This is a genomic window from Pseudomonas sp. NPDC089530 (assembly GCF_050280705.1).
Taxonomy (GTDB): Bacteria; Pseudomonadota; Gammaproteobacteria; order Pseudomonadales; family Pseudomonadaceae; genus Aquipseudomonas.
The window spans coordinates 21244-34026 of sequence record NZ_JBNNVU010000042.1 but is presented as its reverse complement, the minus strand read 5'-3'; the positions used below and the strand labels follow the sequence as shown (position 1 = coordinate 34026).

The 12783-nt window shown below is 67.1% G+C and carries 11 protein-coding genes; 9 read left to right on the top strand and 2 right to left on the bottom strand.

All coding sequences use genetic code 11. The features are described from left to right. Positions 1–95 precede the first annotated feature (95 nt). Entirely contained in the window at positions 96–1313 is a 1218-nt protein-coding gene (locus ACQKQA_RS17210) for a DUF3422 domain-containing protein (RefSeq protein ID WP_427559884.1), read from the bottom strand. A gap of 161 nt (positions 1314–1474) precedes the next feature. Beyond that, positions 1475–3139, bottom strand: coding sequence for a hypothetical protein (locus tag ACQKQA_RS17205; RefSeq protein ID WP_427559881.1), 1665 nt, complete (start codon positions 3137–3139; stop codon positions 1475–1477). A gap of 100 nt (positions 3140–3239) precedes the next feature. Here ACQKQA_RS17205 and ACQKQA_RS17200 point away from each other — a divergent pair, with 100 nt between their 5' ends. From ACQKQA_RS17200 to ACQKQA_RS17160, 9 genes are all read left to right on the top strand, one after another. After that, positions 3240–4547 carry a hypothetical protein gene (locus tag ACQKQA_RS17200; protein WP_427559879.1) on the top strand — a complete coding sequence of 436 codons (1308 nt, stop codon included), beginning with the start codon at positions 3240–3242 and terminating at the stop codon, positions 4545–4547. A gap of 173 nt (positions 4548–4720) precedes the next feature. Continuing rightward, entirely contained in the window at positions 4721–5164 is a 444-nt protein-coding gene (locus ACQKQA_RS17195; RefSeq protein ID WP_427559876.1) for a hypothetical protein, read from the top strand. 89 nt (positions 5165–5253) lie between these two features. Beyond that, entirely contained in the window at positions 5254–6612 is a 1359-nt protein-coding gene (locus ACQKQA_RS17190; protein ID WP_427559874.1) for a coproporphyrinogen III oxidase, read from the top strand. A 116-nt stretch (positions 6613–6728) separates the two neighbouring features. Beyond that, positions 6729–7520, top strand: a complete 792-nt coding sequence (locus ACQKQA_RS17185; RefSeq protein ID WP_427559871.1) for a CbbQ/NirQ/NorQ/GpvN family protein — start codon at positions 6729–6731, stop codon at positions 7518–7520. Continuing rightward, positions 7504–8115 (top strand): cytochrome c oxidase subunit 3, encoded by a 612-nt coding sequence (locus ACQKQA_RS17180; protein ID WP_427559869.1) that lies wholly within the window; start codon positions 7504–7506, stop codon positions 8113–8115. The genes ACQKQA_RS17185 and ACQKQA_RS17180 overlap by 17 nt, the downstream gene beginning before the upstream one ends. Before the next feature lie 10 nt (positions 8116–8125). After that, complete coding sequence (locus ACQKQA_RS17175) at positions 8126–8389, top strand: cytochrome C oxidase subunit IV family protein (RefSeq protein ID WP_427559866.1); 264 nt, start codon at positions 8126–8128, stop codon at positions 8387–8389. 103 nt (positions 8390–8492) lie between these two features. Next, the gene (locus ACQKQA_RS17170; protein WP_427559863.1) at positions 8493–8933 is read left to right on the top strand and encodes a c-type cytochrome; all 441 of its coding nucleotides are present in this window, start codon (positions 8493–8495) and stop codon (positions 8931–8933) included. Positions 8934–8936: 3 nt separating this feature from the next. Beyond that, positions 8937–10364, top strand: coding sequence for a cbb3-type cytochrome c oxidase subunit I (locus tag ACQKQA_RS17165; RefSeq protein ID WP_427559858.1), 1428 nt, complete (start codon positions 8937–8939; stop codon positions 10362–10364). A gap of 435 nt (positions 10365–10799) precedes the next feature. Further along, on the top strand, positions 10800–12635 hold the full coding sequence (locus ACQKQA_RS17160; protein WP_427559855.1) for a nitric oxide reductase activation protein NorD: 1836 nt from the start codon (positions 10800–10802) through the stop codon (positions 12633–12635). The last annotated feature ends 148 nt before the right edge of the window (positions 12636–12783 follow it).

Below are 12783 nucleotides of genomic sequence, written 5' to 3'. Positions count from 1 at the left end.
CGGCGGAGGCGGGCACGGTTCATTGAACGGTCAGTCTTGCCGTCGTCTTGATCCATGCCCCGGTCTGCTCATTTTGGCTGGTCGAAGCAGGCCGCTCAGTGCGCCTTGGCCTTCCTGATCCTGACCAGGATCAGCGCCAGGATGGCGACCGCCAGGGGCGCCATGCCCAGCAGCGCCTGCCGCGGCTCGATGTCGACCCCCAGCAGATGCACGCCGGAGTACACCAGCTTCAGCAGGCTCAGCAGGTAGTAGCTGATGGCGATGATCGACAGGCCTTCCACCGCCCGCTGGATCTTGATCTGGGTGTCGGCGCGGGCGTTCAGGCTCTTGAGGATTTCCGAGTTCTGCTCCTCCATCTCCACCTGCACCCGGGCCTGCAGCAGGTCGCCCAGGTTGGCCACGCTCTTGGCCAGGTGCTCCAGGCGCTGCTCGGTGGCGGCGCAGTAGCGCACGGTGGGCTTGAAGCGCCGTTCGATGAAGACCCCCAGGCGCTGGCAATCGCCGAGATGGCTTTCCCGCAGTTCGCCCAGGCGCTCGAACACCAGTTGCGCGTAGGCCTGGATGGCGCTGAAGCGATGGCGGGTTTTCGCGGTGCTGCTGACCACCTGGGCCGAGAGGCTGGAGATAGCCGCCAGCAGGGCCCTGGCTTCGCCGCTGTTGGCCTCGGCATTGCGTTCGGACAGGCTGACCAGGGTCCTGTCGAAGGCATCCAGTTGCGCGCTCAGGGTCTTGGCCGTGGTCAGGGACAGCGAGGCCATCATCCGGTAGGTCTCGATTTCCAGCAGGCGGCGGATCATCCGCCCCTGGCGGTAGGCGTTGAGGCGGCGGTTGATGAACAGCAGGCGATTGCTGCCGTCTTCGGCGAGCCGAAAATCGCTCCAGACCGCTGCATCGCCGCCGCCCACGGAGGACCCGCAAGGGTCCTTGAAGCCATAGCCGGCAAGGTCCAGGCCGGCTTCGCCGCGCACCACGATCTGCACCGAGTTGATCAACTGCGCGCGGTGCGGTTCGATCTTCTCTGCCAGTACCGCGGGCAGCGAGGTCCAGGACGGTTCGCCGTCGGGGGCGGCGACCACCAGGGTCAGGGTGAGGAACTCGGCGTGGCGCTCCCACTTCAGCGGGTGGCCGTCCAGCCGGGTGATGCCCTGGGCGGCCTGTGGGTCGAACGGCTCGGGGCAGCAGCGTTGCAGCAGCGCATTGCACTGCGGGTCGCCGCCGAGGAAGGCCAGGTGGAACACATGGGCCGGCTCGTCGAAATACAGGGACGGGCGCGCGTGGAGCTCGTTGTGCAGGTGTTGTCGTTGCGGGTGCATGCTTTCAGGCCAGGTTGGAATTGTTGTTGGCGCTGGCGAGCGATGCCCGTGGAAGCGCTAGTGCCGGGCGCTGTCTCGGGCATCGATTCGCTGCTGTCGATGCTGGGACAGATTGCAGCGCTGGCGAGTCACCGCCATCCCGCCGGACGGGACCGGAAACCTCAGCCGATTTCCACCCATTGCCGGGCATCGCCAGCGCACAACAGCTCGTCAACCTGCTGCACGACGACCCGCCCATCCGCCGTTCCCAGCGCCAGTTGCCCGCCGTAGGCGTCCATGGCGTAGATCATCGTCGGCCAGCCATCGATACGGGCCTTGGCATTCAGTCGCAGTTGGCCGCTTTGGGCATCGATCAGCATCAGGCTGCCGTCGAGGAAGGCCGCCGCCACCAGGCCCGGTTCGGGCAGGTGGACGATCGAGCTGGGCGAGGCCGGCGTAGGGTGGCGCCACAGTTCCTGGCCGCGTTGCAGCTGCCGGCGATAGATGAAGCCCTGGTACGGCTCGCTGACCGAAGGGCTGTAGTGCCGGCCGGCGATCGCCACGCCTGCGCCCAGGCCGTCCTCCACATAGCCGCCGCGGCATTCCATGGCATGGCTGGCCGGGGTGCGGTCCGGCTTGAGCAGCGGCCACAGCCTGCGCACCTCGCCGTCGGGCTGGACGATGCACAGGTACTTGTGTTCGTGGGAGCTGGCCGGCGTGCCCTGGAGTGCGAACAGGTGCGGGGCGCCCGTGATGCCTATGTAGTGGTTGAAGCAGTCGTAGTGGCCCAGGTCGATGGGCTGGAGGCTGTCGCCGTCGGGCCCCAACAGCAGGTCGCCGGCCTTCGACTCGTGATGGCGCAGGCGGTTGCGGCGCCCCAGCAGGCAGCCATCGCGGGAGGCGGAAAAGGTGTATTCATCGTCGTAGGCCCGCACCAGGACCAGGCCCTGGTCCGTCAGCCGGTACAAACAGGAGTCGCGCGAGTACGCTTCGGGCCCGTCCAGTACCTGCACCCCATGCACATGGACGCCGGTGCCGCGCAGGATCTCGGCGCCATAACCGGCGCCGGGGTAGTGCATCACCTGGCGGCCATCGCTGCTGTAGATATCCAGCAGGCAATCGTCATGGGTGACGCCGATCCGCTCCGGGCCAAGCCAGGCGATATCGCGGATCGCGCTCCGGCACTCAAGCTCGGGCACGCCCAGCCATTGCGCGAGGCGCACCCTCGGCGGGCGCACGTCGTCCGCGGCAGGCTCTGCGGGAAGCTGCGCTGCACTGACGCTCGCGGCCGGGTCCAGCTCCAGGACCACGGGCGCCTGGTCCGCCCAGGCCGCGTCGCTGTCGTCGGCCCGCAGCGCAAACACGGTGTCCATAAGGGTCGACCAGTCGCTGTCTTCCAGCCCGTCCCATTCTTCGTTCCAGGGCCGTACCCAGGCTTCGATCCGTTCGCCGCTGGCGTCGTAGCGGCAGCGCACCACCTCGGGAATGTCGGCATAGGGGTGCCGGCTGTGGCCGGTCTGCCAGTCCCAGACCACCAGCTCGCCTTCGAACAGATAGCCGCCGTCGTAGCGGCCGGCGCCGATGACCAGACGGGGCAGGGTGGGGTGGAACCCCAGGTCGTTGATCGGCAGGCGCAGTTCATCGAAGATGGCGAACGGCACCGCATCGCCGCGCCGATACAGGCCTACCCGATAGCGCAGCGCGGCGCCGCCATAGGTTGCACGCGCAGGCGGATTGACCAGCAGGGGAAACTCCGAGACCACGGCGGCGATATCGCCTGCCGGGTTGAAGAACGCGCCGGTGATCCGGCCTGTTCCGTGCAAGGTGGGGTCCATGATGGTGGTCATTGCTGCTTCCTGGGCGTCGGGGTATCGATGGGGTGTTTCATTTCCATGGAGGAGAGTGCTAATTCAAATGGTCCGGTCTTTCGCAAGTTCCACTGCCAGGATGAGCCTGTCGCGGGCTATCGCGACCGCCATATGGCTCGTTGCCTCGGCCGTTGCGCCATTGCAGGCGGCGTCGCTGTCGTTGGAGGTCGAACTGGCCGACACCTCCGTTGCCTACCTCGATGAGTCGACGCAGGCCCGATTGTGGCCGCAAGTATGGACGGGTGCCGAGGTCGTTGCCTATTACCTGCCCTCTGTCGGTATCGAGGGCGAGACGCAGAAGACGCGACCCAGCTTGCAGCTGTTCACCTGCATGGTCGGTACCGCCTGCGTCCTGGCTCCTCGTTTCGAGATGGATAGCTCGCTGGTGATGCGCACGGTGACGGCTCGCGCACAGGTTTCGCAGGGCAGCGCGGGGCAGCCGCTGAAACTGCGCTTCGAGCTGCCCGAAACACCCGCTGCGCATTACAGCCTCAGCCATGCCGAATTGCGGGCACCGGCGGATGCGCTGTGGCGCACGCCCTTGTTCGCCAACTGGTCCCGCGATTTATCGTGGGAGGGACGGCGGTTTTTTTCCCGGCAACGCAAGCAGCCCCTGAGTATTGCACTGGTCTTCTCGACGCAGGATGCGCCCGGTTATCAGATGGTGGATCTGGGCGTCAGAACGCCAGAGGGCGATAGCCATCCCGGCGATCCCATGGCCGTGACGACCCTGCGCGCCAACCTGAGGGCGCCGGACGGCAGCGTGCGACAGATGGAGTGGCCAGGGCACTTGAGCCAGTACCTGTCGCAACGGCTTGAGGCAGCGCCGGAGTGGGCCAGAACCGGGCGGGTGCCGGCCGACGTCAAGCTCAATCAGTTTCCCCTGCGGCTGACTTCATCCAGAGCCAAACAACGCATCAGCACCGTCGTCATGTCGGACAGCAGCCCTCGCTGGTACGGCTTGAAGCACTACAACGCGCCCAAGGGTGTGCTGTTGGTGCTGATGCAAAGCGGTCCCCTCGCGCAGGTGGAGTTGACGGCGGAAGCGGGCGCCGAGCGGGCGATCGAGGGGCGCGTACCGGTCAAGACAGAAACCTGGCTGTTCTTCTCTGGCAAGCTGATGCGCTACCGCGGGCAATTGCATTACGGCAACGGTGCCGAGCACCTGCCTGGCACCGAATGGCGGGCGGACTGGGGCAACGGAGAACGGCTGGAGGCGAGCGCTGCGAATGTGTCGCCCAGCCTCCTGATCAAACAGGTGCCGGATTGCCGCTGGGATGGCTGCCGGAAAAATTTGGCCGAAGCGCAGGCTCAGTTGGCGGCGAGCGATGCGCAGCTGCAATCGGAAGGCGAACGCTATCTGCAGCTGGCGCGTGGACGCGACTGAGGCGGCGAATCATCGGCGTTGGGGCCTGTGGGTTTCTTGATCGACATCAAGCGCGCCAGCAGGCGGGCGCGCTAGTCTCGAAGCCAGCCAACGGACTGTGAGCACGGGGTCTTTCTCCTCATCCGGCCCGGTTTCGTCCTGTCTTGTGCCGTAACGATAAGGCCTCTTTACCCATGCTCTATCCGCTGCTGCTCACGCTGCATCTGTTCGCCGCGCTGGTGTTCATCGGCACGGTGTTCTTCGAGGTGCTGTTCCTGGAACACATCCGCCCGCAACTGCCGGCCAAGCTCATGGTACTGCTCGAACAGGGCATCGCCCGCCGTGCCCGGCAGCTGATGCCCTGGGTGCTGCTGGTGCTGTTCGGCGCCGGGCTGGGCATGGTCTGGTTGCGCTATCTGCCGCTGCTGGCCGCGCCGCTGGCCTCGTCCTTCGGCACCTTGCTGCTGGCGAAGATCCTGCTCGCCGCCAGCGTGCTCGGGCATTTCCTGGTGGCGATGGTGCTGTTCAGGACCGGGCGCATGAATGCCCGCTATTCGCACTTCATCCACGCCAGCCTGTTCGGCCACATGGTGCTGATCGTGCTGCTGGCCAAGGGCATGTTCTACCTGAGTTGGTGAGCCGCCGAGCCCCGGTTTGATGCAGGTCAAGGAGCCCCGGGCGCTAACGCCGGACACTGGGGCACCACTGCCAGCCCCGGAGCCCTGTCATGCCCGATCTACTCCAACACCGCAGCGAGCCGGTCGTTCGACGCGATCAAGGCGTGCTCGACCCCAACTGCCACGCCGACACCCGGCGTTTTCACGGCGGCATCGGTTCCCTGGACCTGCTGCGGGCGTTGCGCAGTAGCCGGCAGAAGCGCCGCCTGCTGTCCCTGAACGTGCAGTTCCCGGCCCGTACCGCGGCCGGCCCGGCGGACGAGCGCGATGCCGCAGCCTACCTGCGGCGCCTGGAGCGGGAGATCGAGCTGATCGGCTGCCACCTGGGGCCGGAGCAGCGCGTCGAGCAGTTCCACCTGGGCGGCGCGACCCCGGGGGCGGAACAGCTGCAACGGTTGATGCGCCAGCTGCGCCAGCGCTTCCACTTCCTCGAACACGATTGCGGCGACTACAGCATCGACGTCGACCTGCACCACACCGACTGGGCGACCATGGGCCTGCTGCGCGAGCAGGGCTTCAATCAGGTCAGCATCGGGGTGCCGGATATCGGCGCCGACAGCGCGCTGTCGGTGGCGTGCTACCAGAACCCGGCGCCCATCCATTCGCTGATCGACGCCGCGCGAACCTTCGGCTATCGCTCGGTGAACGTCGACCTGGGCTATGGCCACGCCTGGCAGACCCCGGAAAGCTTCGCCCTGAAGCTGGGCACCCTGATCGAGCTGGAGCCGGACCGCCTGCAGGTGTTCGACTATGCCCAGCCGCCGGCGCGCTACCGGCGCCAGGGGGCGGCGGGCCAAGCCTGCACCGGGGAAGCCAAGGAGGCGATGCGGCGCATCTGCTTCGAGCGCCTGCTGGCGGCGGGGTACCAGTACATCGGCCTGGGCCAGTTCGTGCGCCCCGACGACGACCTGATGATGGCCCAGGAGCGCGGCCGGCTACGCCGCAACTGCCAGGGCTTCACCTGCCATGGCTACTGTGACCATGTCGGGCTCGGGCTGGGGGCCATCAGCCAGTTCGACGAGCTGTATACCCAGAACACCGAGGTACTGGGCGACTACCTGCAGCAGCTGGACCTGGGCCAGCTGGCCACCTGTCGCGGCTGGCGCTGCGAGGCCGCCGACCAGGTGCGGCAACTGGTCATGGAGCGCCTGGCGTGCGACCTGGAGCTGGATATCCTGGCCATCGAGAGCCGCTTCGGGCTGATCTTCCGCCAGTACTTCGCCTCGGCCTGGCGGCGTCTGCAGCAGCTGAGTTGGAACGGGCAGGTGGAGCTGTCGGACCGTTTCATCAGCATCCTGCCCGCCGGCCGCCTGGAGGTGGACAGCATCTGCCAGCTGTTCCAGGAGGACCTGAACAGCCCGGGGCAGGCGTGCGGCCAGCCCTGCATCGAGCCTGACGCCGGCCTCTGATCCGGCGTTTGGCTGCGCGCTTGACGGCGATCAAGTTCGCCGCCCGGCGCGCTTGTCAGGGCCTGGCGCGGCGCCTTAGCGTGGTTCCCGAACCCCGCCGTCGAATCAGGTAGCCCATGGACCTTGGACACGCTCGCGAACCCTTCTACCAACCGCTGAACAATGAACAGGCGCTGTTCGAACAGGCCTGGCGCCACGGCCTGCCGGTGCTGATCAAGGGCCCCACGGGCTGCGGCAAGACCCGTTTCGTACAGCACATGGCGCACTGCCTGAACCTGCCGCTGCACACCGTGGCCTGCCACGACGACCTGAGCGCCGCCGACCTGATCGGCCGCCACCTGATCGGCGCCCAGGGCACCTGGTGGCAGGACGGCCCGCTGACCCGGGCGGTGCGCGAAGGCGGCATCTGCTACCTCGACGAAGTGGTCGAGGCGCGCCAGGACACGGTGGTCGTCCTGCACCCCCTGGCCGACGACCGCCGCGAGCTGTTCCTGGAACGCACCGGGGAAGTGCTGCGGGCGCCGCCGTCCTTCATGCTGGTGGCGTCCTACAACCCCGGTTACCAGAACCTGCTCAAGGGCATGAAGCCCAGCACCCGCCAGCGTTTCGTGGCGCTGCGCTTCGACTACCCGGCGCCGGCCGAGGAGGAGCGCATCGTACAGCAGGAGGCCCAGGTCGAGGCCGCCCTGGCGCGCCAGGTGGTGGCGCTGGGGCAGGCCTTGCGCCGCCTGGAGCAGCATGACCTGGAGGAGGTGGCCTCGACCCGCCTGCTGATTTTCACCGCGCGCCTGATCGGCGCCGGCATGGCCCCGCGCGAAGCCTGCCGGGCGTGCCTGGCCGAGCCCCTGAGCGACGACCCGGTGACGGTGGCGGCGCTGATGGACGTGGTCGATGTGCACTTCGGCTGACACCCCCATCGAACCTGCTGTTGCAACCGGCAGCCCCGCGCAAGGCCGCTTGCCGGGGGACCTGGCGATGTGGTTTTTCATCCTCGCCGAGCTGTCGGTGTTCGCCCTGTTGATCCTCGCGTTCGCGGTGACCCAGCAGCTCAAGCCGCACCTGTTCGCCGCCAGCCGCCAACGGCTCGATACCTCCACCGGCCTGGCCATGACCCTGAGCCTGCTCAGCGCCGGGCTGCTGGCGGCGCTGGCCCAGGAGCGGGTCCGCCGGGCCCGGCCGCGCCAGGGCGCGGCGCTGCTGCTGGCGGCCTTGCTGGTGGCCACGGTCTACCTGGCGCTCAAGCTCGGCGAGTACCGGCACCTGCTGGGCCTGGGGCTGGGTCTGGAACACAACACCTTCTTCACCCTGTACTGGATCCTCACCGGGTTTCATTTCCTGCATGTGCTGCTCGGCATGCTGATCCTTGCCTGGCTGGCCCTGGGTTGCCGGCGTGGGCGGTATGGCGCCGAGCATCGTTCGGGCCTGGAGTCCGGGGTGCTCTATTGGCACATGGTGGACCTGGTCTGGGTGCTGCTGTTTCCGCTGGTCTACGTCCTGGAGTGACGAGGTGCCCATGTCCGCTGGCCGCGTGTCGTTGATCTGTTGGGTGGCCCTGGTCGGGCTCAGCCTGGGCACGGTGTGGCTGGGCGGCTGGCTGGAACGCGGCGCGGCCCGCGAGCCGCTGGCGCTGCTGATCCTGCTGCTGGCGGTGGCCAAGGCCTGGCTGATCGCCGACGGCTTCATGGAGCTGCGCCACGGGCCTCTGCTGTGGCGTGCTCTGCTGCTCGGCTGGCCGTTGGCGCTGGCCATGCTGCTGGGCCTTTCGCTGATCCTGTAGGGGCAATACCCGAGTAAAACCATCGGCGTTTCTTGATTGCCATCAAGCGGGTTTGCGACCCGCGCTTCCTAGAATGGCCTGGCCAAGCAAAGAGGAAGCGAGCATGTCGGAAACCTTCACCAAAGGCATGGCCAGGAACATCTACTTCGGGGGAAGCGTGTTCTTCTTCCTGATCTTCCTGGCCTTGACCTATCACACGGAGCAGACCTTTCCCGTACGCAGCAACGACGCGCAGTTGAGCGCGGCGGTGGTGCGCGGCAAGACGGTCTGGGAGCAGAACAACTGCATCGGCTGCCACACGCTGCTGGGCGAGGGCGCCTACTTCGCGCCGGAGCTGGGCAACGTGTTCCAGCGCCGCGGCGGCGAGGAGGGCTTCAAGCCGTTCCTGCACGCCTGGATGAAGATGCAGCCCTTGGGCGTACCCGGGCGCCGGGCGATGCCGCAGTTCAACCTGAGCGAGCAGGAGGTCGACGACATCGCCGAATTCCTCAAGTGGAGCTCGAATATCGATACCAACGGCTGGCCGCCAAACAAGGAGGGCTGAGTGATGCGTCTTGCCAATCCCCATTTGAAATTTGCCTCGCAGGCCGTGGCCAAACCCTACTTCGTGTTCGCCCTGATGCTGTTCCTCGGCCAGGTGCTGTTCGGTTTGATCATGGGCGTGCAATACGTGATCGGCGACTTCCTGTTCCCGGTCATTCCCTTCAACGTGGCGCGCATGGTCCACACCAACCTGCTGATCGTCTGGTTGCTGTTCGGCTTCATGGGCGCGGCCTATTACCTGATCCCGGAAGAGGCCGACCGCGAACTGCACAGCCCGAAACTGGCGCTGGTGCTGTTCTGGGTGTTCGCCGCCGCTGGCGTGCTGACCATCCTCGGCTATCTGCTGGTGCCTTATGCGGGGCTGGCCCGGCTGACCCACAACGAGCTGCTGCCGACCATGGGCCGCGAGTTCCTGGAGCAGCCGACCATCACCAAGATGGGCATTGTGGTGGTGTGCCTGGGCTTTCTCTACAACATCGGCATGACCCTGCTCAAGGGGCGCAAGACCACCGTCAGCATGGTGATGATGACTGGGCTGATCGGCCTCGCGGTGTTCTTCCTGTTCTCCTTCTACAACCCGGCCAACCTGGCCCGCGACAAGTTCTACTGGTGGTGGGTGGTGCACCTGTGGGTGGAAGGCGTGTGGGAGCTGATCATGGGCGCGATGCTGGCCTTCGTGCTGATCAAGATCACCGGCGTCGACCGCGAGGTGGTGGAGAAGTGGCTGTACGTGATCATCGCCATGGCGCTGATCAGCGGGATCATCGGCACCGGTCACCACTTCTTCTGGATCGGCGCGCCCGAGGTCTGGCTGTGGGTCGGTTCGATCTTCTCGGCGCTGGAGCCGCTGCCGTTCCTGGCCATGGTGATCTTCGCCTTCAGCATGGTGAAGAACCGTCGCCGGCAACACCCGAACCGCGCCGCCACGCTGTGGGCCAAGGGCACTACCGTGACTGCGTTCCTCGGGGCCGGGGTCTGGGGTTTCCTGCATACCCTGGCGCCGGTCAACTACTACACCCACGGTACGCAACTGACCGCGGCCCACGGCCACCTGGCGTTCTACGGCGCCTACGCGATGATCGTCATGACCTTGATCAGCTACGCCATGCCGCGCCTGCGCGGGCTCGGCGAGGCGGCGGACGAGCGTTCGCAGACCCTCGAGGTCTGGGGCTTCTGGCTGATGACCCTGTCGATGCTGATGATCACCCTGTTGCTCACCGCCGCGGGGGTGGTCCAGGTGCTGCTGCAACGCTGGGCGGAAGACGGTGCGGCGATGCCCTTCATGGCCACGGTGGAGCACCTCAACGGGCTGTTCTGGGCGCGGCTGGCCAGCGGGCTGGGCTTCTTCGCCGGACTGCTGTGCTACCTGCTGAGCTTCCGCCAGCGCGGCCGTGCTGCCTTGCGCGTGCCTGCCCCGGTAATGCCCTCATGACTTGCCGCAGCCTGTAGCCGCTGTCGTCTTGCAGGCCAACCCTTGCGAGGACTGCGTCCTCGTACGCAGCCTCGCTGTCGCTCGACAGCGGCTACAAAAGCCGGAGCGGTGCGCCTGTAGCCGCTGCTGAGCGTGAGCGAGGCTGCGATCGGTCTGGGCGGCACTCCGACGAAGCGGCCGCAAACCGGGCGGCGCAGAGTTTCAGATAGAACCGGGGCGCAGGTTTTGCGAGGACTGCGTCCTCGTACGCAGCCTCGCTGCGCTCGACAGCGGCTACAAAAGCCGGAGCTGCGCATGGCCCTGTAGCCGCTGCCGAGCCTGCGAGGCTGCGCCCGGTCGCGCAGCGACCGCAAACCGGACGACGCGGTGTCGCTCTGGAAAAAAAGCCTGGCTGACGCAGCGGGTCGTTTTATAACCCTTGAAATGGGAGGCTCCATGGCCTTCACCCTGGAACTGGAAGAGTGGGCCGGCAGTGTCTGGCATCGCTTTATCACCCGGCGCGCCAGCGTGGATTTTCCCGAGGCGCGGGTCGAACTGGCGCCGCGGCAACGGGCCCTGGCCCTGTTGTTGCGGGCCATGGGCGCCCAGGGGCGTGGCGTGGAGGCGGCCAGCGAGCGTGACCTGCTGCTGCGGCGCAGCCTGTTGCAGCAGATCGCCGGCACCTGCCGGCAAGCGCCCCTGGCCTGGTGCGACGCCGACAACCTGCGCCTGCCGGCCAGCCTCGCGGTGTTCCCCGAGGCCGCCCTGAACGAAGAACTGTATCGCTGGCTGGCGCTGCTGGCGGCGCAATCCGGACCGATGAGCCACTGGGGCCGGGACAACCAGCGCTGGACCCGGCAGCTGTTAAAACGCTATCCGGCCTTGCACGGCCGCTACCAGCGCCTGGTGGCGGCCCATCTGCAACTGCGCCCGGACCCGAGCACCTTGAACCGCCCTGAGGCGGCCCTGGAGCGGGCCCTGTGCCAGGCGCTGCGCGAGCCCGGCAGCGTCCGCGAATTTCCCCGCAGCGAACGCGCGGCCTGGCCCGTGCCGCTGTGGCTGTACCCGCCGTTGCACCTGGCCAGCCCGCAGGCCAGCGACCTCGAGGATTCCTCCGAAGACCTGGCCACCGCCGCCGGCGAACAGGCCGGCGGGCGCAAGCGCGCCAGCCGGATCGACGACCACCGCCGCGACGGCGGCTTGCTGATCGTGCGCCTGGAGAACCTGTTCAGCTGGACCGAGCATGTGGACCTGGACCGCTGGGCGGACGACAGCGAAGACCCGGACGCCGCCCGGGTCGCCGCCGACCTGGACCAGCTGAGCCTGTCCCGCACCCGGCTGCGCAAGGGCGGCGGCCTCAAGCTGCACCTGGACCTGCCGCCGGCGGAGGTCGACGACATCCCCCTGGGCGAGGGCATCCGCCTGCCGGAATGGGACTACCGCAAGGGGCGCCTGCTGCAGGACTTCGTCAACCTGCAGATGCTGCTGCCCCGCGATGGCCAGCCGCAGCCCTTGCCGTCACGCCTGAAGGCCCCGGCGCAGCTGTTGCGCCGGCAGTTCCAGCGCTTGCGCCACGATCGCCAGTGGTTGCGCCAGCAGCCCCAGGGCGCGGAGCTGGATCTGCAGGCCTGGCTGGATTTTCACGTCGAACGCAGCCATGGCGCCTGCGCCGAGCGCGGCCTGTTCCTGGAGCAGCGCCAGACCCGGCGCGACCTGGCGTGCCTGCTGCTGGCGGATGTCTCGATGTCCACCGACGCGCATTTGAACGATGAGCACCGGGTGATCGAGGTGATCCGCGACAGCCTGCTGCTGTTCGGCGAAACCCTGGCCGGCCTGGGGGACGATTTTGCCCTGTACGGGTTTTCTTCCCTGCGCCGCCAGCAGGTGCGCATGCAGCAGCTCAAGGCCTTCGACCAGCGTTACGACGACCACACCCGCGGGCGCATCCTGGGGCTCAAGCCGGGCTTCTATACCCGCATGGGCGCGGCGATCCGCCAGGCCACCCGGCTGCTGGCCGGCCGCAAGCGCCAGCGCAAGCTGCTGCTGTTGCTCACCGACGGCAAGCCCAACGACCTGGATCTCTACGAGGGTCGCTATGGCGTCGAGGACACCCGCGAAGCGGTGCTGGAGGCGCGGCGCCAGGGGCTGACGCCGTTCTGCATCACCATCGACCGCGAAGCCGCGGCCTACCTGCCGTACCTGTTCGGCAGCAACGGCTACACCCTGATCCGCCAGCCCGAACAACTGCCCCTGCGCCTGCCGCAGCTGTATCGCCAGCTGACCCAGCCCTGAGGTGCAGCTACAGGTGACGGCCTGGAGCCATGCGCGGTCTGTAGCCGCTGCCGAGCGCCAGCGAGGCTGCGATCGGTCTGGGCGGCATTCCGACGCAGCGGCCGTAAAACGGACAACGCGTTATTTCAGGTAAATCTCGCGCATAGGT

Coding starts and splice junctions, on each gene's coding strand:
- ACQKQA_RS17200 (WP_427559879.1), top strand. CDS start 3,240: ATGAGCCTGTCGCGGGCTATCGCGACCGCCATATGGCTCGTTGCCTCG.
- ACQKQA_RS17210 (WP_427559884.1), bottom strand. CDS start 1,313: ATGCACCCGCAACGACAACACCTGCACAACGAGCTCCACGCGCGCCCG.
- ACQKQA_RS17170 (WP_427559863.1), top strand. CDS start 8,493: ATGTCGGAAACCTTCACCAAAGGCATGGCCAGGAACATCTACTTCGGG.
- ACQKQA_RS17180 (WP_427559869.1), top strand. CDS start 7,504: ATGTGCACTTCGGCTGACACCCCCATCGAACCTGCTGTTGCAACCGGC.
- ACQKQA_RS17165 (WP_427559858.1), top strand. CDS start 8,937: ATGCGTCTTGCCAATCCCCATTTGAAATTTGCCTCGCAGGCCGTGGCC.
- ACQKQA_RS17185 (WP_427559871.1), top strand. CDS start 6,729: ATGGACCTTGGACACGCTCGCGAACCCTTCTACCAACCGCTGAACAAT.
- ACQKQA_RS17205 (WP_427559881.1), bottom strand. CDS start 3,139: ATGACCACCATCATGGACCCCACCTTGCACGGAACAGGCCGGATCACC.
- ACQKQA_RS17190 (WP_427559874.1), top strand. CDS start 5,254: ATGCCCGATCTACTCCAACACCGCAGCGAGCCGGTCGTTCGACGCGAT.
- ACQKQA_RS17160 (WP_427559855.1), top strand. CDS start 10,800: ATGGCCTTCACCCTGGAACTGGAAGAGTGGGCCGGCAGTGTCTGGCAT.
- ACQKQA_RS17195 (WP_427559876.1), top strand. CDS start 4,721: ATGCTCTATCCGCTGCTGCTCACGCTGCATCTGTTCGCCGCGCTGGTG.
- ACQKQA_RS17175 (WP_427559866.1), top strand. CDS start 8,126: ATGTCCGCTGGCCGCGTGTCGTTGATCTGTTGGGTGGCCCTGGTCGGG.